This window comes from Polaribacter glomeratus, from assembly GCF_002954665.1.
In the GTDB taxonomy this organism is placed as follows: domain Bacteria; phylum Bacteroidota; class Bacteroidia; order Flavobacteriales; family Flavobacteriaceae; genus Polaribacter; species Polaribacter glomeratus.
The window spans coordinates 23,183-43,994 of sequence record NZ_MSCM01000001.1; the positions used below are offsets into that span (position 1 = coordinate 23,183).

The window sequence follows — 20,812 nt, forward strand, 5'->3', positions numbered from 1 at the left end:
ATTGAGCCATAAAAAGCCTGGATGCGATAGAGCAGTGTCTTGTAGAATTTAAGACTATCAAAAACCAAAATATATTTTGGTTCTAGATAACTCGCATAGCGAAAAATAATTCTAGATTTTTGTTGGAGCCTGTGCTGAACTTGATTTAGTATTTAGCAATGGAAAAGAAAAGGAAAATAACACTTTTTGTAATTATAATATTAAGAGTTAGTTTAAAATAAAAAATATTCCTTTGATCATACATATTTATCAATGACGTAATATTTAAAGTCACGACCAATCTTAAAGACGATGATTAAAAACTACCAACAATCCGTATTCCTGTGAATTCTGAGGAAAATGCGGGCATATAATTAAAAGAAATTCCTCCTTGTTTTGTAGTGTCTAAAATCCCTCTAGCTTTCCAGCTACTTCTAACAATAGAGCGACCAATTAAGGTGCCTACTAAACCGCCCACAACCATATCGCTAAACCAGTGTTGGTGGCCTTGTACGTTTGAGAAAAATACTACAGACATTAATCCATAAGGTATCCAATAGTTGTCATATTCCATTTGCAGCACCTTTGCTATTGCAAAATAGGTGGTTACGTGTAACGATGGCATGGCAGTTGCTTTATGATCAGAAAGTATTATCGTATTTTCTCTTCTGTTGAAGAAATCCCAGTTATCATTGGTAAATGGATATCCCTTAGTAGTAGTATTTAAAGGAAATTCTGGTCTGTTTCTTCCAAAAATTGTTTTTAAGGTAACTTGGGTAATTAAGGTAGAGTAAGCAATCGCTTTGAAGGCATTTGCACCCACAAACTGCCCTTTTTCATTGTTGGTAATCAGTGAACCTAAATAGATTCCAATAATAGGATAGGTTAAGTAATTGTTTTCGCCACTGTTTATCCACCTATTTTTTGAACCTCTTAAGAAAGTTGGTGTAAAGTTTGGTAATTTATAGTTAATATTTTTTTCAAGATTTTGAAAAGCGTTCGTAGTGATTTTATCTGTGGCAATCAATCCTAAAATACTAGCGGCATAATACCCTGTTTTTTTCCAATCATTTGAGAATTCTTTTCCTAAATAAATAAAATCACCTGGTATCGTTTTAAAGCTTGTTTTAATAACAGATCCTGCGGTTTGAAAATGATTTTTCTTTTGTGGCGGATTTTGAGAGAAAACAACTATAGTGCTAAATAACAGTATATATTTTAGGTACTTTTTCATTGCAAAGATTTATTATTTTAAAACAAAAATACAAATTATGATGAAAAGTTTCTCAACAAAATTAAAGGTTTTTCATTTAATATTGTTCTGTGTTAATTATTGTGTGAAGAATTTCGAGGAACATCGTAAAAGTAATTTTTTAAATTTTGTTGCTTTTAATAATAGGGATAGGTGGTAATTGAGTTTGCTTCAATCGAGTTAACTTCTTTCATCACAACGAATTTTTGCTATGGGGTGGTCTAATGATTTCTCCTTACAATACCAATGAAAAACCGGAATTACTTGAAATGACCATTCGTTTTCATTTTAGAGTTAGAGCTTAATTCTGTAATAAGTTTTTTTTACGATTGAGGAATCTGAATGCTAGGCGGTCTATATCGTGAGATTTCTCGTCACTCGTTCTTCGTTCTGTCGAATTGACAATTGAGTTTTTGAATATGTTTAGGCGTCATTCCGGAATAATTTTTTACGATTAAGGAATCTTAAAGTTAGGTACTTTAAATTATGAGATTGCTACATTCTTTTTTGCTCTTTCATTGCAACAAGTTTTTGCAATGGCTGGTAGTTTAATGTTTTCTCGATACAATTCCGAGGAAGAATGGGAATCATTCGAAATGACAAATCGTTTACATTAAAAAGTTAGGATTTCATTCTGAAATGAGTTTTTACTTTTGCGGAATCTCAATGTTAGTTACTTTAAATTATAAGATTGCTTCATTTGTAGTTGCTGCTTTAATCGCAACAAGTTTTCGCAATAACATCCTGTTTTTAAAAATGATTTCATACTCTGCATAAAAAACCTTTTTTGTAACTTCGCAAACTGTAAATATATCCTATTAATGAGTACTGTAAAAATTGCGATTATCGGTCTTGGTTATGTTGGTTTGCCGCTTGCTAGGCTCTTTGCAACAAAGTATGCTGTTGTTGGTTTTGATATCAATATAAGTAGAGTTGCCGACTTAAAAAAAGGAACAGATGCTACCCAAGAGGTAGAAGGTGAGTTGTTAAAAGAAGTGCTCAAGGATGTTTCTAATACTAAAAACGGACTTTTTATTACGTCTGATGCAGACTATTTAAAAGACTGTACCTATTATATTGTTACCGTGCCAACATCCGTAGATAAAAATAACCAACCCGTTTTAAAACCTTTATTGAGTGCTAGCAAAACCATTGCAAAGTATTTAAAAAAAGAGGACATTGTTATTTACGAATCAACGGTGTATCCAGGAGCAACAGAAGAAGATTGCATTCCGGTTTTAGAAAAGGAATCAGGGTTTGTTTTTAATCAAGATTTTTTTGTTGGGTATTCTCCAGAAAGAATTAGTCCGGGAGATAAAGTAAGAACCGTTGAAAATATTTTAAAAGTTACTTCGGGTTCTACTGCAGAAACGGCAAAAAAAGTAGATGCTTTGTATAAATCGGTCATCAAAGCAGGTACGCATTTAGCACCTTCTATTAAGGTGGCGGAAGCATCGAAAATCATAGAAAATTGCCAAAGAGATATCAATATTGCTTTTGTAAATGAGTTGTCAAAAATATTCAGTTTAATGGATATCAATACCAACGAAGTTTTAGAAGCGGCAGCTACCAAATGGAATTTCCTTCCCTTTAAACCGGGCTTGGTTGGCGGACATTGTATTGGTGTAGATCCTTTTTATTTGGCTCAAAAAGCACAGCAATTTGGCTATTATCCAGAAATAATTCTTTCAGGTAGACGTTTAAATGATAGTATGGGTGCGCATATAGCATCCGAAGTGGTAAAGCTGATGATTGACAAAGAGGTGAAGGTAAAAGGAGCCAATGTGTTAATTTTAGGCATCACTTTTAAAGAAAATTGCCCAGATATTAGAAACACCAAGGTGATTGATTTGTATCGCTCTTTAAAAAGTTTTGGCGTTCATTTGGATGTTTATGATTCTTGGGCTAAAAAAGAAGAGGTAAAAACAGAATATGATATCGATTTAATTGAGGATATCTATACTAAAAAATATGAAGCCATCGTTTTGGCAGTAGCACATTCAGAGTTTATTGATATTGATATTTTAAAATTAAAGAACAAGGAGTCTGTGGTGTATGATATTAAGAATTTTCTAGCTATCAGAGATAAAAGTTTGTAATCGTTTTTCGTTTACCGTTTTTCGTTCATCGTTCATCGAAAATCGACCAACGAATAACGAGCAACGAACAACGAACAACGAGCAACGAGCAACGAATTTAGTCCATCGTTTACCGATTACCGTTTTTCGTTCATCGTTCATCGAAAATCGAAAATCGAATAACGAGCAACGAACAACGAATTTCGTCCATCGTTTACCGATTACCGTTTTTCGTTCATCGAACAACGACCAACGAACAACGAACAACGAACAAAAAAAATATGGAATGCAAATTGGAAGTTTGGAAACTAGCACATCAATTAACATTAGCTGTGTACGAAGTTTCAAAAAACTTCCCTTCTTCAGAAATATACGGACTAACCAGTCAAGTAAGAAGAAGTTCAAGTAGCGTTCCGACAAATATAATAGAAGGACAAGGACGGCAGTATAAAAAGGAGTTTATACAGTTTTTGTATATTGCAAAAGGTTCTTTAGAAGAAGCAAATTATCAGTTGTTTTTGGCAAAGGATTTGAAGTATATAACTGAAGAGAAATATGTTGAATTGTTTGAAATATGTACACGAATTAAAATGATGTTGTATAAATTGATAAAATCGTTGAAGTAGGTTTGTCGTTTTCCGATTACCGATTACCGATTACCGTTTTTCGTCCATCGTTTACCGATTATCGTTTTTCGTCCATCGATTAACGACCATCGAACAACGAATTTCGTCCATCGTTTACCGTTTTTCGTTCATCGTTCATCGTTCATCGAAAATCGACCAACGAATAACGAATAACGAGAATCGAACAACGAACAACGACCCTCGAATAACGAAAATCGAATAACGAATAACGAGAATCGAACAACGAGCAACGACCAACGAATATCGAACAACAAATTTCGTCCATCGTTTACCGTTTTTCGTCCATCGTGAATCGAACAACGAACAACGAATAACGAATTTCGTCCAACGTTTACCGTTTTTCGTCCATCGTGAATCGAACAACGAACAACGAACAACGAACAACGAAAATCGACCAACGAATAACGAACAACGAAAATCGACCATCGAACAACGAACAACGAACAACGAAAAAAATATGAAAAACTTTGCTTTAATCGGAGCTGCAGGCTATATCGCTCCTAGACATTTAAAAGCAATTAAGGATACCAACAATACTTTAATTGCAGCACTAGATAAGTTTGATAGTGTAGGAGTCATGGATAGCTATTTTCCGAAAGCAGATTTCTTTGTAGAATTTGAGCGTTTTGACAGGCATATCGAAAAGTTACGAAGAAACGGAACGCAGTTAGATTACGTGAGTATTTGTACTCCAAACTACTTGCATGATGCACATATTAGAATGGCGTTAAGAAGTGGGGCAGATGCTATTTGCGAAAAACCGCTGGTTTTAAATCCTTGGAATGTAGATGCGTTGCTAGATATTGAAAAAGAATCAGGTAAAAAAATCCATACTATTTTACAGTTGCGATTGCATCCTAGTATTATTGCCTTAAAGAAAAAGATTGATGCGGGTACTTCGGATACAAAATACGATGTAGATTTAACCTACATCACGTCAAGAGGAAAATGGTACGATATTTCATGGAAAGGAGATGAAAGTAAATCTGGCGGAATCGCGACCAATATAGGAATCCATTTTTTTGATATGTTAGCGTGGCTTTTTGGAGATGTGCAAGAGAATATCGTTCATTTAAGAGAAAAAGACAAATCAGCAGGCTATTTAGAGTTTGAAAAAGCGCGTGTTCGTTGGTATTTATCTATTGATGAAAACTCTTTACCGAAAAGGATTCAAGAAATAGGGCAAAGAACCTATCGATCGATCACGATTAATAATGAAGAACTCGAGTTTAGCTCAGGTTTTACAGAATTACATACCCAAAGTTATAAGCAAATTTTGAAAGGAGAAGGTTTCGGTCTCGAAGATGCTAAGGAATCCATAAAAATAGCGCAAAAGATTAGAAATAACGCAATACTAACAAAAGGGGAAAAACATCCTTTTTGTAGTTAGATAATTTAACATACATTTGTCAGAATTTAAATTGCATACCCAATATGAAGAAAAAAGCAATTATTGTTTCAGGATATTTTAATCCTATTCACAAAGGGCATTTAGAATACTTCAATAATGCCAAATCTTTAGCAGATGAGTTGTTTGTAATTGTGAATAGCGATTTACAAAGAGGACTAAAAGGGTCTAAAGAATTTCAAAAAGAAGACGAACGTTTATTTATTGTTCAGAATATAAAAGCAGTAGATACAGCAATTATTTCTGTGGATGCAGATAGGACTGTTTGTGAATCGATTCGTTTTATTCATGAAAATTACGGACAACAGTATCATTTAAGTTTCGCTAATGGAGGTGACCAAGACAACAACTCCATTCCAGAGGCTCCAATTTGTAAAGAATTAGGAATTCAACTAATAGATGGCTTAGGAGACAAAATACAATCTTCTTCTTGGCTATTAAACAAACAATAAATTTATGAAAGTAGGAATCACTTTTAGTGCCTTTGATTTGTTTCATGCAGGACATGTAAAAATGTTAGAGGATGCAAAACAAGAATGCGATTACTTAATTTGCGGTTTACAAACAGACCCAACTTTAGATCGTCCAGAAAAAAACAGACCCATTCAGTCGGTTGTAGAGCGTTACATTCAATTAAAAGGTTGTAAATATGTTGATGAAATAGTACCATATGCAACTGAGCAAGACTTAGAAGACGTATTGCGTTCCTTTAAAATTGATGTTCGTATTGTTGGCGATGAATATGAACACAAGCCATTTACAGGTCGTGAATATTGCGAGCAATCTGGTATAGAACTTTTTTACAATAAAAGAGAACACCGTTTTTCTAGCAGTATGTTACGCAAAGAAGTACAGGAAAAAGAAAATGCAAATAATAAGAAAAGTAAGTAAGGTTTTTTTATTCCTAGCTGATATTTGCAGTGTGTTTTTGTTATTATGACAAAAAAGCGAATATTCAAAAATACTTTATGAAAGAACTATTGATTTTCAAAATTTGAGGATCGTTTTTTGAAACATATATAGAAAGCAACGATTTTAGCAATAAAACCGTCGCTTTTTTTTTGTGCAAATTCATAATTGCATCTCGATACAAATTCATTCCATGTGGCAATATTCTAAGTTGTCAGTTCGAGTGATTTTGCTTTTTTGCAAAATTGTATCGAGAATAGTTTCGTCGTTAGGATTCATAATTACATCTAATTACTCTAGCTATCGCACAGTATTTCGCTCGATGTGACAATAATCTGGGTGCCAGTTACAGTGAATTTAACGGAATGTTTAAGGAGTGAAATTTATAATTACATTTCGATACAAATTTACTCTTAGCGTCGCAAATTCATTCCATGTGGCAATATTCTAAGTTGTCAGTTCGAGTGATTTTGCTTTTTTGCAAAATTGTATCGAGAATAGTTTCGTCGTTAGGATTCATAATTACATCTCGATACAAAATACGTTAGCTATCGCACCTTATTTTATTTGATGTGACAGTTTTTGAGGGTTTTAGTTTAAAATAGCTACAAACTTGAATGCGATGCGCAATTAATTTGGCATTATCAAGTTGACAATCTCTTTGAAGCTTATCAAATAAATGTGCAGGTAAAAAGCAACTAAAAATGATACTTATCTAAGACGAAAAACGAGCTTACAAAATGTTTAATTCATTATAAGATAGTAATCAGACTCAAGTAAGTGGGTTGGTAATAGCTTATGTCGTTTAGAGTGTAGCAATGAGGATTTCCCTTTGATGGCAAGTGTTTAGCGTTTCTTTAGTGGTTAAATAGAACTTCTTGCAGTAATAATCTAGTTGTAAGTCATGGGTTTTATAAAACGATAGCGCTTTAGAAAGTAAATCGTTTTTTAATACTAAAATGATACTACTTTTTCTGTGAATCTGTTTTTATTTAAACGCAATTTAAAGCATTTTAAGGCGTTTTTTTTAAAAATACAAGTAATTATATAAATGAAATTACTTATTAACTTTATGTTGTTGATAAGTTGGTTAAAGTGAATCCTGTTAATTGTTATTGAGTATTGTATCTTTACAGAAATAAAAAAAGCCTTAAAGTTGGTGCTTTAAGACCTTTTTTTAAAACGGTAACACTTTAAGAAGTGTTTGTTTTGGATTTGAGACCTCAAAATTACAATACTTCTTAAAACTTACCAAATTTATTTTATTAAAAATAAAGCAGTTCGCCAAACTGCATCTGGTAAATTATGACTTAATTTTATGTTCACTTACTCCATTAAGTATCTGTTTCTTAATGTTTTTCTATTCTAAATCGTGAATAGTTTGGTGCTTTGCACAGAGTTTTTAAAGCGACGATAGAGATTTCTATAACAGTCTCTTTAAATAAAAGTTATAATTTTTTAAATTTTAAACACACACCTTAATGGTAAAAGTAAAAACAATAGAGCGTCCTAACCCGCAGGACAGAACAGCGGAAAAAAAGTTTTATGTTCAAGCAGTTTCTAAAGGAACTACAGATCTAGAAAGATTGGCATATTTAGTATCACACCAAAGTACGGTGCGAGAAGCCGATTGTTATGCAGTTTTGCTGTCGTTATTGCATAATATTATGGACGAACTAAAGCAAGGTAGAATTGTTAAATTAGACAAGCTAGGTTCTTTTCAGATAGGAGTTCGTTCTGAAGGAGTGGATACTCAACAAGAAGTAAGCAGTTTTCTGGTAAAGAAAAGTCATGTTAATTTTAGACCTGATACTAGGATGCGAGAAATGCTAGACACTATGAAATTTAGTTTAGAAGCATAAAAAAAAATCTAATTTTTTAACCTCAATAGTCTTGACTATTGAGGTTTTTTTATGCAAAAAAGTTACCTTTCTATTTTAAAAAGTTACGTTAGTTTTGGTAGAAACTTACCTAACTTTTTATAAAAAGTATCTTTACTTTACTACTAAAGTAACTTAACTTTAAACTAAAGTAACTATTGGTTTAATAGTAGTGCTCTTTTAAGGTATTGTTTTGTTATAGTTGCGTGTTTTAAAAGTTATAAATGGGTGTTTTTAATCGTTTTTACTGTGGTATTTACCCAATATCAGTAAGAAAAGGAGAAGAAATTTAGTGTTAAAACACTAAATAGTTTCGATTATAAGAGGCAATATTTGTTAAAATTTTTGTTCTTTTGTTCTTCTTTTTTCATTCCGAAATGAGTTTTTACCTTTCTACTTTGCGCAATTTAAACTTACCAAGAACCTCATTATTATCAAGTCTAAAACATAAAAGATTTCTCGGCGCTCATATCTTCGCTTTGTCGAAATGACATCCAGATTTAATTTAAAAGTTCTGGTGTCATTCCGAAATGAGCCTTTTTAGGTGATTGAGGAATCTAAAATGTCCAGTAATCTAAAACAAAAGATTTCTTGGCGCTCATACCTTCGCTTTGTCGAAATGACATCTAATAACTGTCATTGCGAGGGTACGAAGCAATCTGTTCATTGCATACCTTTGTATTTTATCGCTACCGCACTTTTTTATAAGGAGTCTCATTCAACAGATTGCTTCGGCAAAAAAGCCTCGCAATGACGAATTACTTTAAAAAGTCACAATTTAAACCCGACCTATTTAATTTTTCGTAATAATTCAAAAGATATGAAACAGCAAAGCGCCCAAAGCGTTCAATACATGTCAAGTGGACATTTATAGCGAATGGGCCAGCCTGCGCCAAGTGTCTGGATGCGGTAGTGGAATGTCTTTTAGAATTATAAAAAATAAAAGTGAGTCTTGATTTTTTGAATACTTTTTGATCAAGCAAAAAGTATTATAATTAAAGGAAAAGGATAATCATGTTATATAGTTGTCATACTAAAACTATGAAATTTAAAAAAAAAATCAATATAATCAGGAAAATTTATATCATTATAATGTGAGTAAAAGAGAATTATAAAGTATAGATTATGTTACATATAAAGGAGTCAAATGGAATTACGCTTATAGTAGAAAAATAAAATTTAACTTTTGAATTTGAATAAGATATTAAGAAACTCATTACAAAAAATAAAGAAAATAACAAGAAATTTTTAGAAAGTCTAAAAGAAACAGTTGAATAATTATGTGTGGCAACAATGGTTATAAAATATACCATACATTAAAACTTGTCGCTTTTTTGCAAACTTCTGAATTTCTGCTGAAATTCCTCTTTCACAAAACTGAAACAATCAAAACACGAATACAGTGAAATAATGTACTTTATTAGTCTTTTCTATATTGAAAAGATTGCTTCAATCGGCTCTCTTTCGAAATAAGGTTAGTTTTCAGCTATTTAGTCGGTTCTCGATACAATTCCGATGAAAAATCGGAATCACTCGAACTGACAATTAGGTATTTTAATTTAAAACCTACAGATGTCACATCGAGTAAAATCACTTGCGATAGCGCTGGTATTCTGTATCGAGATGCAATACAATTCTGATAAAAAAAAGGAGACACTCAAACTGACAGTTGTGTTTACTTTAAAGAGGAAACAACCACGGTTACCGTTATTACGATGCTACGAAGCAATCTTTTTGTTTTTATTTCCAAATAAAGTAAGGAAAATGTAATTTTAAGCTTGCTTTAATCGTTCCTCTTTTGCAATAACGGTAGGCCTATTGAGATTGCTCGTCGCTCATATATACCGCTCTATTGAAATGAGATATAATTACTGTAATTGCGAGGGTACGAAGCAATCTGTTCATCGTATACCCCTGTACCTTATAGCCAACGTACTTCTTTAATAGGTTTCTCTTTCAATAGGTTGCTTCGGCAAAAAAGCCTCGCATTAACGGTGGGCTCAAAATTACATACAAAAAGCTATTTTCAAATCCTTAAAATAGAGAGTTTTGCATTAGTCGATGCTAAGGAATCCGTAAAAATAGCGCAAAAGATTAGAAATAACGCAATAATAACAAAAGGGGGAAAACATCCTTTTTGTAGTTAGATAATTTAACATACATTTGTCAAAATTAAAATTATGTACTCACACATAAAAAAGAAAGCCATTATTGTTTCAGGATATTTTAATCCTATACATAAAGGGCATTTAGAATACTTTAATAATGCAAAAGGTTTAGCCGATGAGTTGTTTGTAATTGTAAACAGCGATGTACAGAGAGCTTTAAAAGGATCTAAAGAATTTCAAAAAGAAGAAGAACGTTTATTTATTGTTCAAAATATTAAAGCTGTAGATACCGCAATTATTTCTGTGGACACAGATAGAACAGTATGTGCATCTATTCGTACCCTTTTTGAAACGTACGGCGAAGAATACGACTTGGGTTTTGCAAATGGAGGTGATCAGGATAATAATTCAATACCAGAAGCACCAATTTGTAAAGAATTAAACATTCAATTAATTGATGGTTTGGGAGATAAGATTCAATCTTCGTCATGGTTGTTGAAAAATAAGTAAATAGACTGATCGGCCTTTTTTTTAGTTAACAAGAAAAGCAGTCGGACAATTTGAAATTAGAGAAATTTTTAGCTACAAAATGAATACAACAACAAAAATATACATAGCAGGTCATAGAGGAATGGTAGGTTCTGCTGTATGGCGCGCTTTAGAAAAGAAAGGGTATACTAATTTAGTAGGTAAAACGAGTGCAGACTTAGATTTAAGAAATCAACAAAGTGTTCTTAACTTTTTTCAAAATGAAAAACCAGAAGTTGTTATAGATGCAGCTGCAAAAGTGGGTGGTATTTTAGCAAATAATGACTATCCATATCAGTTTTTGATGGAAAACATGCAAATTCAAAATAATTTAATTGATACTGCCTTAAAATCAGGAATTGAGAAATTTATATTTTTAGGGAGTTCTTGTATTTATCCAAAATTTGCGACACAACCTTTAAAAGAAGAGTATTTACTTACAGATTCCTTAGAGCCTACAAACGAGTGGTATGCAATCGCAAAAATAACAGGTGTAAAAGCCTGTCAAGCCATTAGAAAACAATTTAATAAAGACTACGTAAGTTTAATGCCAACAAACTTATATGGTACACATGATAATTTTGATTTAAAATCCTCTCACGTGCTGCCTGCAATGCTTCGAAAGTTTCACGAAGCGAAGCTTAATAATACACCTGTTGCCCTATGGGGAAGCGGAACACCAATGCGTGAATTTCTATTTGTTGATGATATGGCGGAAGCTGTCGTATATGCATTAGAAAATAAATTACCAGAATATCTATATAATGTAGGTTCTGGAAAAGATATTACGATTAAGGAATTGGCAGAAACCATTCAAAAAGCAGTTGGTCATCAAGGTGAAATTATTTGGGACGCAACAAAACCAGACGGAACGCCAAGAAAGTTAATGGATGTTTCTAAAATGAAAGAGATGGGGTGGCAATATTCAACAGAATTAAAAGAAGGGATTGAAAAGACCTATGCTTGGTTTTTAGAGAATATTAATAGTGTTAAGGAGGTTAAAATGTAAGGACGTTTAATAGTCCATCGTTTTTCGATTATCGTTAGATTTTAGTAAAACGAGAAACGAACAACGAAAATCGTCCATCGTTTACCGATTATCGTCCATCGTAAAGCGAACAACGAAAATCAAACAGCGAACAACGAGCAACGAAAACCGGCCATCGTTTACCGATTATCGTCCATCGTAAAACGAACAACGAAAATCAAACAACGAACAACGAGCAACGAAAACCGGCCATCGTAAAACGAACAACGAGAATTGAATAAAAAAATATGAAAGTAGCATTAATTACGGGAATTACAGGGCAGGATGGCTCTTATTTAGCAGAGTTGTTATTAGAGAAAGGGTACATGGTGCACGGTATAAAAAGACGATCATCGCTTTTCAATACCAATAGAATCGATCATTTATATCAGGATCCACACGATCCAGATCAACGGTTAAAGTTGCATTATGGAGATTTAACCGATGCAATGAATTTGACTCGTATTATCCAAGAATGTCAACCAGATGAGATTTATAATTTAGGAGCCATGTCTCACGTTGCTGTTTCTTTTGATACTCCTGAATATGTTGGTAATGTTGATGGATTGGGAACGTTAAGAATCTTAGAAGCAGTTCGAATTTTAGGATTAGAAAAGAAAACTAGAATTTACCAAGCTTCCACTTCAGAATTATATGGAGGGATGCCAGAAAATAAAAATGCTAAAGGTTTTTATGATGAACTTTCTCCCTTTTACCCCCGTTCTCCTTATGGAGTTGCTAAAATTTATGGATTTTGGATTACGAAGAACTATCGTGAAGCCTATAACATGTTTGCGTGTAACGGTATTTTGTTCAACCATGAATCACCACGAAGAGGGGAAACTTTTGTAACCAGAAAAATTACGCGTGCGGTTGCTAAAATAGCACTAGGCTTGCAAGAGAAGTTTTATTTAGGAAATTTAGAAGCGAAACGTGATTGGGGGCATGCCAAAGATTATGTACGCATGATGTGGATGATTTTACAAGCAGAACAGCCAGAAGATTGGGTAATTGCAACAGGTGTTACTACAACCGTTAGAGAATTTGTTCGTTTAGCATTTAATGAAGTGGGCTTAGAGGTTGCCTTTAAAGGAGAAGGTGTAGACGAAAAAGCATATGTTACAGCTTGTAATCACAAAGATTTTCAAGTAGAAATAGGTAAAGAGGTTTTATCTGTAGATCCGTCTTATTTTCGCCCAACAGAGGTTGATTTGTTAATTGGTGATCCTTCTAAAGCAAAGAATAAATTAGGATGGATTCCAGAGCATGATTTAGCTTCTTTAGTAAAAGATATGATGGTAAGTGATGTGACGTTAATGAAAAAAGATGTTGTGCTGTTAAAAGCAGGTCACGAAATTTTGAAACAGGCGGAGTAAAAAAAAATCGCAACTTGATCTAAATTAGTATGAATACTCAAAATATGAAAATCATAGCTTTATTACCAATGAAAGGAAACTCGGAAAGAGTTCCAAATAAAAACTTAAAAGATTTCGCAGGAAAACCTTTATATCATAGAGTTATGAATGTTTTGCTTTCGTCAAAGTATATTGATAAAGTGATTGTGAATACAGATAGTAAAATCATCAAAGAAGATTTATCTAAACATTTTTTAGAAGATGTAATTATTATTGATAGGCCTCAAAATATTGTCGGAGATATGGTTTCCATGAATAAAATCATAGAATGTGATATTAACAGTGTGAAAGCTGACTTTTATTTACAAACACATAGCACGAATCCTCTGTTAACTTCAGCTTCTATAGATAATGCTGTAGAAAAAATGTTTTCTTTAAACAAAGAAGGTATTTACGACTCTATTTTTTCGGTTACAAAATTACAAACGCGTTTATATACAAAAACAGGAGAGCCCTTCAATCATAACCCTCACGAATTATTGAGAACGCAAGATTTAGAGCCTTTGTATGAGGAAAATTCTAATTTTTATATTTTCACAAAAGACTCTTTTGATAAATCTGGAGGTAAAAGAATTGGAAATGCACCATTTATGTTTGAAATAGACAAAATTGAGGCTGTTGATATAGACGAGCCTCAAGATTTCATAATTGCAGAAGCAATCTTTAAACTATTATCATGATATTAGACAAAATAGCAAATAGAAAATTATATTTCAAAGGAGAGATTTTTGATGAATTATTTAAACAGTTAGAGACATATAGCATAGAAACGCCAAATGGGGTGTATAAAAATCATCCTAATTTTTATTTTAAGGTGATGAGCTATAAAACAAAATTAGAGTCAGATATAACTGAATCACATAGAAAAGAAGTAGATGTTCAAATCTTACTATTAGGAAATGAGTCTATTAAAATTTTTGAGTCAAATAATGTAGAAATAACGCTACCATATGAAGAATCTAGTGATTGTCAGTTTTACAATCCTATAAATATACCGGTATCTGAAATAAATTTATGTCCAGGTTATATGGCTGTATTTTTTCCTGATGATATTCATAATCCTCAGTACGCAGTAAACGGTAAAATAGAAACATTAAAAAAAATCGTAATTAAAATAGATGAAAAACTTTTCTCATAAACACAGTCCTTTAAAGGAAAAATTACAGAATAAAGAACTCTCTATAGGTTCTTGGCTTACAATACCGCACCAAGCAGTCATAGAAATACTTAGTACAGCAGGTTTTGAATGGCTTACTATAGATATGGAACACTCTCCTATTAGTATCGAAACTATCATGAATTTAATTGGCCACATCCAGGGTAATGGAATGCAAGCTTTAGTTAGAGTTAGTAAAAATGAAGAGGTTGCGATTAAAAGGGTGCTAGATGCTGGAGCAGATGGTGTAATAGTGCCAATGATTAAGAATAAAGAAGAAGCAATACAAGCAGTTAATTATGTTAAATATCCTCCCTTGGGTAAAAGAGGGGTTGGTTTAAACAGAGCTCAAAAATACGGAACAGCCTTTGATACCTACCAGCAATGGGTAAAAGATGAGGTTGTAGTAATTGCACAAATTGAGCACATCGACGCTGTAAATAATTTGGAAGATATTTTTTCGGTAGAAGGGATTGATGGTATCATCGTTGGGCCTTATGACTTATCTGCATCAATGGGGTATCCTGGTGAATATGAGCGTGAAGATGTAAAAGAAGCATTAGAACGAATTGACATTATTGCTAAAAAATTAAATAAGCCTTTAGGATTTCATGTAATCGATTCTGGCTATTCTAAAACATTAGAAAAAATTAATAAAGGATATTCTTTTCTTGCATTTAGTTTAGACTTCTTTTTTTTAGGCGACAAAGCAAGAGAAGAAATGGCCAAACTTAAAAGCAAGTTATAATGAAAAAGGTTTTGGTTTTTGGAGGTTTTGGTTTTTTGGGTTATTATTTAGTAAAAGAATTACTATCTAAAAAATACGAGGTTACCGTTGCAGATATTCAAACAAATGATCAGCTAGAAAATTTAGTTAGCTATCATTATTGTGATATTTCAAATGAAGAAATGGTAAAGCATGTCTTTGAAACTGATACGTTTGATTTTGTTTACAATTTAGCTGGTTTTGCAAATCTAGATAGGGCTATAAAAAACCCTTTAAAAACAATTCAGCTAAATGTAGTGGGAAATATACATATTATAGATGAATGTTTGAAGCACAATATAAAAAAGTTTGTTTATGCAAGTAGTGCGTATGCTGTAAGTAATAAAGGCTCGTTTTATGGAATTAGCAAGCTAGCTTCTGAGAAAATTATTGAAGAGTATCATCATAAGCACAAGTTGGAGTTTGTTATTCTGAGATATGGATCTGTATATTCTGAAAGAGATTATGATAATAATTACATTTATAATTTAGTTAAAGAGGCTTTACTTACTCATAAAATAAATCATAAAGGAGATGGTAACGAGATTCGTGAATATATTCACGCTTCAGATGCCGCTAAACTTTCAGTTGATGTTATAGAATCTGAGTATTACAATAATATCCATGTAATTTTAACGGGAAATGAGCGAATGCAAAGAAAAGAATTATTTCAAATGATTAATGAAATTTTAAATAATAAAGTTGAAATTAAATGCAATGATACTGGCTATGCCAATCATTACAAATTTACACCTTATTCTTTTGATCCATCTGTAAGTAAAAAACTAATTGCCAATCCTCATATAGATATGGGGCAAGGACTCTTGGAGTGCGTAAGGGCTGTATACAATAATCAAAATGGATAGTAAAATTTTACATAAATTTAAAGCTGAAAATTTTACAGAAAAAGTTTCTTCAATTATTGAAAAAAGAATTTCTGACGAGTTAAAGTTAACAAATAGAAAGCTAAATGTAGCTTTATCTGGCGGTACAACTCCTATTCCAATATTAGAAGAATTAAAAAAAGCTTCATTAGATTGGGAACGAATTAATTTTTTTTTAGTAGACGAAAGATGCGTTCCAATTTCGGATGGGCAGAGTAATTTTGGTAACATACATAAGGTTTTTTTTAGTCATATTAATGCATCTTGTTATGCGATGGTAAATGAAGTTACCGATGTTAAAGAAGCTGCTAGCCAATACGAACAGCTCATAAAAACTAAATTAATTTTATCTGATACAGGGGTGCCAAAATTCGATTTAATATTATTGGGTATGGGTGGTGACGGTCATATAGCCTCTTTATTTCCGCAAACTATAGGATTGTTAGAAGATGATAAATTAGTGTTTTCAAATTATGTACCACAATTAAACTCAGAAAGAATTACATTTAGTTATAAATTAATTTTAAATGCGAATCATATTTTTGTAATTGCTAAAGGCGAAGAAAAAGAAGTGATTATGCAAGAAGTATATTCTAAAAAAGTTACAGAATATCCAATATCCAGAATTGCCAAAGAATATCCAAATCTAATATGGTTAATAGCTTAAATATATGAAAAAGAAATACTTATTGTTTGATTTTGATGGTGTATTAGCAGAATCTGTAAATATTAAAACAGAGGCATTTAGAACAATGTATCTTTCTTATGGAGAGGAGTTCGCTCAAAAAGTAGTTAACTATCATTTAGCAAACGGAGGAGTTTCACGATATGAAAAGGTGAAAATTTATAATGGTGAATGGTTAGGAGAAACTTTAACACAAGAACGTATTGAAGAATTAGCAAATGTATTTAGTGAACTAGTTGTAGATGGTGTAGTAAATGCTCCTGAAGTTAAAGGGGCGCTTGATTTCTTAAAATCGTCAAATAATTATAAAAAATATATAATTACGGGTACACCAACAGTTGAAATTAAGCCAATATTAGTACAACGTAAAATGGATCATTTTTTTGTAGAGGCCTTTGGTTCTCCTGAAAAGAAAGGACATTGGGTGCAACATATTTTAACAAAGGAAAATATTTTGGCGAACGAGTGTGTTTTTATAGGTGATGCTTTAGCAGATTATAATGCAGCAATTGAAAATGATATTACGTTTATTTTAAGAGATACAGAAGAGGCCGTTGATTTATTTAAAGATTACAAAGGGTATCGCTTAGATGACATGACAACACTCCATACGGTATTGAATAAAATACAGCAAGGAAAGGGATGAGGAAAATTGTTTTTTTATGGCTTATGGTGCTCTTTTTTGTGAGTTCTTGTATGCTACTACAAAACAATTACCAAAAGGAACCTTCAAATGTGTTGTCTTCAAGATTTTTTCACCCAAGAGGAGATCAAGATTTACAAAGCACCGTTGAAGCCATTAAAAAACTAAATCCGAAAAGAATAGATTGGACATATTGCGATGATGTAGAAATATTAAAAATTTATAAAAAGTATAATCTACCATATAGTTTAGCAATCAATCCACAATATCCAGATTCATTAGGTTATACCACAAAAAAATCTAGAATATTAGATTATAACGGAAATTTATATGTCGCTCCTTGGATGAAAAGTTGGAAGATTAATAATCCGTATTGGGGGTGTGTAAATAATCCAATATTTAATGGTGTTTTTTTAAAACAAGGATTAAAATTGGCTTCTTTAGGGGCTTATGCTATTTTCGTTGATGATGCAGTATTTAACTATCGTTTAGTGATGGATAATAAAATGGGATGTTTCTGCAATTATTGCTTAGATAAATTTGAAAATAAAAAAAAAGAGTTAAACAGAAAACAAAATTTAAAATCAACATTAATTTCTAGTGTAACTCAACAAAGTAACAAAGGGAAAGAAGTTAATAAACTAGTAAAAGAATATGAAGATTTTCAAAAGAAATCTGTGATTAATTTTCTGGAAAATTGGAAATTTGAGATTAGAAAAATATATCATGAGATGGTTTTTTTAACGAACAATTACAATGGAAACTGGAATGAAATATATCAGGTTTTTGATGGTGGAATAGCTGAATTGAAACAGCAATATATTAATAGTAATGATTTAGATAGTTTATATGGTTTAGCAGATAAATTAGGGAAAACACAATTATTTACGATAGCCATAGAAGACAAAGATATTCATTATAGGTTATTAAAATATAACATAAAAAATAAAAAAGAATCTATATATCCTTGGGATGTTTTTATTTCAGGAAAAAGTCAAAGATATTATATGAATATAGATACTATTGCCTTTAAGGAAAAAGAATATACTAAAGCATTAAAAAAGAATAATAAAAAATAAAGAAAATGAAAATACTATTAACATCTACATCTTTTCAAGATACACCAGGAGCACATCACGATTTACTGCACAGTAGAGGGTATCAAATAGACATGCTTAGAGGCCCGATTATGGAAGATGAATTGTTGCCTATTATTCAAAACTATGATGGTGTTATTTGTGGAGATGATGAATATACCGAAGCCGTTTTAACAAAAGGAAAGGCAGGGAAATTAAAATTCTTATCTAAATATGGTGTTGGCTTGGATCGTATAGATTTAAAAGCAGCTGAAAAGTTAGGGATTCCAGTTCGTAATGTGCCCGGAGTAAATCAAGTATCGGTATCTGAACATGTATTAGCTTTATTATTTACTTTTGAGAAAAATGTACACCTACAATACAATTCTACCAAAGCAGGAAGTTGGAAACGTTGGGTTGGTAATGAAATACAAGGACGTACTATTGGTATTATCGGTTTAGGCTCTGTTGGTAAAGAGTTGGTAAAAAAATCATTAGCATTGGGTATGCATGTTATTGGCTTTGATTTGTTTAAAAATGATGAATTTATTGCAGCGTACCCAGAAATGAAATTTACCGAAGATATCAATGAAATTTATGAAAATGCAGATATTATTAGTTTGCACATACCACATACACCTGAGTCTGAGAAAATGATTAATGCAGATGTGATTAACAATAAATTTAAAAAGAATCCTATTATTGTAAATACATCTAGAGGAATGTTAATTGATGTTGATGCTGTTATTAATGGGTTAAGCACAGGTGCCATTCGTGGTTATCTAACAGATGTTTTAGCACAAGAACCTATGGAAGTGGGAGAAAAATTGCAAGGTGTAGAAAATGTAATTATTACACCACATGTTGGTTCTAGAACTTTTCAAAGTGTTGTGAAGCAAGGGTCTAAGTCTATTGCAAATTTATTTGAATTGATAGATCAAAAATAAATGGCTAGTAATGTAATGAAAAGAGCCTGGAATTCTCCAACCATAATGACATGGATGAGTTATTCTACCAAGGCTTTGAGTTTATTTATTGTTTTACCCTTAATTCTTAAGAATTTTTCTGTAGGAGAAATTAGTTTGTGGTATTTGTTTAGCTCTATCATTACGTTAACAAGTTTAGCTGATTTAGGGTTTAAAGCAACATTTTCTAGAATTATCGCTTTTGCAATTGGAGGTGCTCAAGATGTTGGTATTTATAAAGCAGGAGGTGTAACCAAGATAAACGAACCAAATTGGAATTTGATAGAGAAAATAAGTTCTAATATGAATGTTATCTATTTTTTTCTGTCTATTTTGCTATTATTTTTATTTGCTATATTTGGTTCATGGGCATTGTTAAAACCAATTTCTTTGGTAGAAAACAAACAGGAGGCTTGGATAGCTTGGGGAGTTATTATTTTTACGTCCATTATTAGATTCTATGGTACTATTTATCAAAATTATTTAGAAGGTCTAAATAAAATTGCTTTAATTAGAAGAATAGAGTCTTTTATGTCTCTAGGGGCAATATTAACAACTATTTCGGTATTACTTTTAGGAGGCTCTATTCTTCAGTTAGTTATAGCATTACAAATATGGGTAGTTTTAAATGTAATACGTAATTGGTATTTAGCACGAATAGTTGAAGAAGGCAGGTATAAAGCTTTTAAAAAACAATCTTTTGATAAAGTATTATTTCTAAAAATTTGGAAGCCAGCATGGAGAGCTGGTCTCTCTGGATTGATGTCAAATGGTCTTACTCATATAAGTGGTATTTTATACGCACAAATAGGCTCTGTTGAAATGGTCGCCGCTTATTTACTTGCTTTAAAACTAATAACACAAATTAAGGAGATATCTATGGCTCCCTTTTATAGTAAAATCCCTCTATTGTCTAGGTTAAGAGTTGAAGGTAAATTAGAATTATTGAAAGAAAAAGCACAAAAAGGGATGTTTGTGGGGCATATAGTTTTTGTTTTAGGAGTCATTTCTGTTTCCTTATTTTCAAAACAATTGTTAGCGATGATTAATAGTAATATTACTTTTGTTTCTAATGATTTTTGGCTATTATTGTCTGCAGCTTTTTTTGTACACCGATATGGCGCTATGCATATGCAATTATACCTAACTACAAATCATGTTATTTCTCATATTGCAGATGGCATTTCAGGCATCATATTTTGTGCCGTTGGTTTTTTATTAGTTGATAGTTTTGGTATTTATGCAATTCCTATAGGGATGCTTGTAGGGTATTTAGGCTTTTATGCTTGGTATGCGGCATACCATTCTTTAAATAGTTTATCTGTTGGGTTTTTAACGTTTGAAAAAAAAGGAGTCTTAATTCCTTTAGTAATATTAATCATTTGTAGTCTTTTAAAGTTTTAAAA

The 20,812-nt window shown here is 32.1% G+C and carries 19 protein-coding genes; 18 read left to right on the forward strand and 1 reads right to left on the reverse strand.

Features of this window, described 5'->3' with window-relative positions; all coding sequences use genetic code 11:
- Positions 1-295: 295 nt before the first annotated feature.
- Positions 296-1,213: a phosphatase PAP2 family protein gene (locus tag BTO16_RS00085; protein ID WP_105019659.1), complete on the reverse strand. Its 918-nt coding sequence runs from the start codon at positions 1,211-1,213 to the stop codon at positions 296-298.
- Between the two features lie 839 nt (positions 1,214-2,052).
- Between BTO16_RS00085 and BTO16_RS00090 the strand changes: the two genes are divergently transcribed.
- The 18 genes from BTO16_RS00090 (at position 2,053) to BTO16_RS00180 (ending at position 20,810) form a co-directional block, all read left to right on the forward strand.
- Positions 2,053-3,330, forward strand: coding sequence for a nucleotide sugar dehydrogenase (locus tag BTO16_RS00090; RefSeq protein ID WP_105019660.1), 1,278 nt, complete (start codon positions 2,053-2,055; stop codon positions 3,328-3,330).
- A gap of 260 nt (positions 3,331-3,590) precedes the next feature.
- Complete coding sequence (locus tag BTO16_RS00095; protein WP_105019661.1) at positions 3,591-3,935, forward strand: four helix bundle protein; 345 nt, start codon at positions 3,591-3,593, stop codon at positions 3,933-3,935.
- Positions 3,936-4,413: 478 nt separating this feature from the next.
- On the forward strand, positions 4,414-5,346 hold the full coding sequence (locus tag BTO16_RS00100; RefSeq protein ID WP_105019662.1) for a Gfo/Idh/MocA family protein: 933 nt from the start codon (positions 4,414-4,416) through the stop codon (positions 5,344-5,346).
- 44 nt (positions 5,347-5,390) lie between these two features.
- Complete coding sequence (locus BTO16_RS00105; RefSeq protein WP_105019663.1) at positions 5,391-5,816, forward strand: adenylyltransferase/cytidyltransferase family protein; 426 nt, start codon at positions 5,391-5,393, stop codon at positions 5,814-5,816.
- A gap of 4 nt (positions 5,817-5,820) precedes the next feature.
- Positions 5,821-6,255, forward strand: a complete 435-nt coding sequence (locus BTO16_RS00110) for an adenylyltransferase/cytidyltransferase family protein (RefSeq protein ID WP_105019664.1) — start codon at positions 5,821-5,823, stop codon at positions 6,253-6,255.
- A 1,499-nt stretch (positions 6,256-7,754) separates the two neighbouring features.
- Positions 7,755-8,135, forward strand: a complete 381-nt coding sequence (locus tag BTO16_RS00115; RefSeq protein WP_105019665.1) for an HU family DNA-binding protein — start codon at positions 7,755-7,757, stop codon at positions 8,133-8,135.
- A 2,198-nt stretch (positions 8,136-10,333) separates the two neighbouring features.
- Positions 10,334-10,771, forward strand: a complete 438-nt coding sequence (locus BTO16_RS00125; protein ID WP_245891905.1) for an adenylyltransferase/cytidyltransferase family protein — start codon at positions 10,334-10,336, stop codon at positions 10,769-10,771.
- 79 nt (positions 10,772-10,850) lie between these two features.
- The gene (locus BTO16_RS00130; RefSeq protein ID WP_105019667.1) at positions 10,851-11,798 is read left to right on the forward strand and encodes a GDP-L-fucose synthase family protein; all 948 of its coding nucleotides are present in this window, start codon (positions 10,851-10,853) and stop codon (positions 11,796-11,798) included.
- 266 nt (positions 11,799-12,064) lie between these two features.
- Positions 12,065-13,192, forward strand: a complete 1,128-nt coding sequence (gene gmd / locus BTO16_RS00135; RefSeq protein ID WP_105019668.1) for a GDP-mannose 4,6-dehydratase — start codon at positions 12,065-12,067, stop codon at positions 13,190-13,192.
- A 44-nt stretch (positions 13,193-13,236) separates the two neighbouring features.
- Entirely contained in the window at positions 13,237-13,911 is a 675-nt protein-coding gene (locus BTO16_RS00140) for an acylneuraminate cytidylyltransferase family protein (protein ID WP_105019669.1), read from the forward strand.
- Positions 13,908-14,369, forward strand: a complete 462-nt coding sequence (locus BTO16_RS00145) for a YhcH/YjgK/YiaL family protein (RefSeq protein WP_105019670.1) — start codon at positions 13,908-13,910, stop codon at positions 14,367-14,369. Before BTO16_RS00140 ends, BTO16_RS00145 begins: the two co-directional genes overlap by 4 nt.
- Positions 14,350-15,135: an HpcH/HpaI aldolase family protein gene (locus BTO16_RS00150; RefSeq protein WP_105019671.1), complete on the forward strand. Its 786-nt coding sequence runs from the start codon at positions 14,350-14,352 to the stop codon at positions 15,133-15,135. The genes BTO16_RS00145 and BTO16_RS00150 overlap by 20 nt, the downstream gene beginning before the upstream one ends.
- Entirely contained in the window at positions 15,135-16,019 is an 885-nt protein-coding gene (locus BTO16_RS00155) for an NAD-dependent epimerase/dehydratase family protein (protein WP_105019672.1), read from the forward strand. The genes BTO16_RS00150 and BTO16_RS00155 overlap by 1 nt, the downstream gene beginning before the upstream one ends.
- Positions 16,012-16,704: a 6-phosphogluconolactonase gene (pgl, locus tag BTO16_RS00160; RefSeq protein WP_105019673.1), complete on the forward strand. Its 693-nt coding sequence runs from the start codon at positions 16,012-16,014 to the stop codon at positions 16,702-16,704. Before BTO16_RS00155 ends, pgl begins: the two co-directional genes overlap by 8 nt.
- A gap of 4 nt (positions 16,705-16,708) precedes the next feature.
- Positions 16,709-17,368 carry an HAD family hydrolase gene (locus BTO16_RS00165; RefSeq protein WP_105019674.1) on the forward strand — a complete coding sequence of 220 codons (660 nt, stop codon included), beginning with the start codon at positions 16,709-16,711 and terminating at the stop codon, positions 17,366-17,368.
- Positions 17,365-18,444 carry a hypothetical protein gene (locus BTO16_RS00170; protein ID WP_146105322.1) on the forward strand — a complete coding sequence of 360 codons (1,080 nt, stop codon included), beginning with the start codon at positions 17,365-17,367 and terminating at the stop codon, positions 18,442-18,444. The genes BTO16_RS00165 and BTO16_RS00170 overlap by 4 nt, the downstream gene beginning before the upstream one ends.
- A 5-nt stretch (positions 18,445-18,449) precedes the next feature.
- Entirely contained in the window at positions 18,450-19,388 is a 939-nt protein-coding gene (locus tag BTO16_RS00175; RefSeq protein WP_105019676.1) for an NAD(P)-dependent oxidoreductase, read from the forward strand.
- Positions 19,389-20,810: a polysaccharide biosynthesis protein gene (locus tag BTO16_RS00180; protein ID WP_105019677.1), complete on the forward strand. Its 1,422-nt coding sequence runs from the start codon at positions 19,389-19,391 to the stop codon at positions 20,808-20,810.
- Positions 20,811-20,812: the final 2 nt, after the last annotated feature.

What these genes read in the sequence shown, in the direction of transcription:
- BTO16_RS00115 (WP_105019665.1), top strand. Translation starts at nt 7,755, where the DNA reads ATGGTAAAAGTAAAAACAATAGAGCGTCCTAACCCGCAGGACAGAACA.
- pgl (WP_105019673.1), top strand. Translation starts at nt 16,012, where the DNA reads ATGGATAGTAAAATTTTACATAAATTTAAAGCTGAAAATTTTACAGAA.
- BTO16_RS00150 (WP_105019671.1), top strand. Translation starts at nt 14,350, where the DNA reads ATGAAAAACTTTTCTCATAAACACAGTCCTTTAAAGGAAAAATTACAG.
- BTO16_RS00130 (WP_105019667.1), top strand. Translation starts at nt 10,851, where the DNA reads ATGAATACAACAACAAAAATATACATAGCAGGTCATAGAGGAATGGTA.
- BTO16_RS00170 (WP_146105322.1), top strand. Translation starts at nt 17,365, where the DNA reads ATGAGGAAAATTGTTTTTTTATGGCTTATGGTGCTCTTTTTTGTGAGT.
- gmd (WP_105019668.1), top strand. Translation starts at nt 12,065, where the DNA reads ATGAAAGTAGCATTAATTACGGGAATTACAGGGCAGGATGGCTCTTAT.
- BTO16_RS00110 (WP_105019664.1), top strand. Translation starts at nt 5,821, where the DNA reads ATGAAAGTAGGAATCACTTTTAGTGCCTTTGATTTGTTTCATGCAGGA.
- BTO16_RS00125 (WP_245891905.1), top strand. Translation starts at nt 10,334, where the DNA reads ATGTACTCACACATAAAAAAGAAAGCCATTATTGTTTCAGGATATTTT.
- BTO16_RS00155 (WP_105019672.1), top strand. Translation starts at nt 15,135, where the DNA reads ATGAAAAAGGTTTTGGTTTTTGGAGGTTTTGGTTTTTTGGGTTATTAT.
- BTO16_RS00105 (WP_105019663.1), top strand. Translation starts at nt 5,391, where the DNA reads ATGAAGAAAAAAGCAATTATTGTTTCAGGATATTTTAATCCTATTCAC.
- BTO16_RS00180 (WP_105019677.1), top strand. Translation starts at nt 19,389, where the DNA reads ATGGCTAGTAATGTAATGAAAAGAGCCTGGAATTCTCCAACCATAATG.
- BTO16_RS00140 (WP_105019669.1), top strand. Translation starts at nt 13,237, where the DNA reads ATGAAAATCATAGCTTTATTACCAATGAAAGGAAACTCGGAAAGAGTT.
- BTO16_RS00100 (WP_105019662.1), top strand. Translation starts at nt 4,414, where the DNA reads ATGAAAAACTTTGCTTTAATCGGAGCTGCAGGCTATATCGCTCCTAGA.
- BTO16_RS00145 (WP_105019670.1), top strand. Translation starts at nt 13,908, where the DNA reads ATGATATTAGACAAAATAGCAAATAGAAAATTATATTTCAAAGGAGAG.
- BTO16_RS00165 (WP_105019674.1), top strand. Translation starts at nt 16,709, where the DNA reads ATGAAAAAGAAATACTTATTGTTTGATTTTGATGGTGTATTAGCAGAA.
- BTO16_RS00090 (WP_105019660.1), top strand. Translation starts at nt 2,053, where the DNA reads ATGAGTACTGTAAAAATTGCGATTATCGGTCTTGGTTATGTTGGTTTG.
- BTO16_RS00095 (WP_105019661.1), top strand. Translation starts at nt 3,591, where the DNA reads ATGGAATGCAAATTGGAAGTTTGGAAACTAGCACATCAATTAACATTA.
- BTO16_RS00085 (WP_105019659.1), bottom strand. Translation starts at nt 1,213, where the DNA reads ATGAAAAAGTACCTAAAATATATACTGTTATTTAGCACTATAGTTGTT.
- BTO16_RS00175 (WP_105019676.1), top strand. Translation starts at nt 18,450, where the DNA reads ATGAAAATACTATTAACATCTACATCTTTTCAAGATACACCAGGAGCA.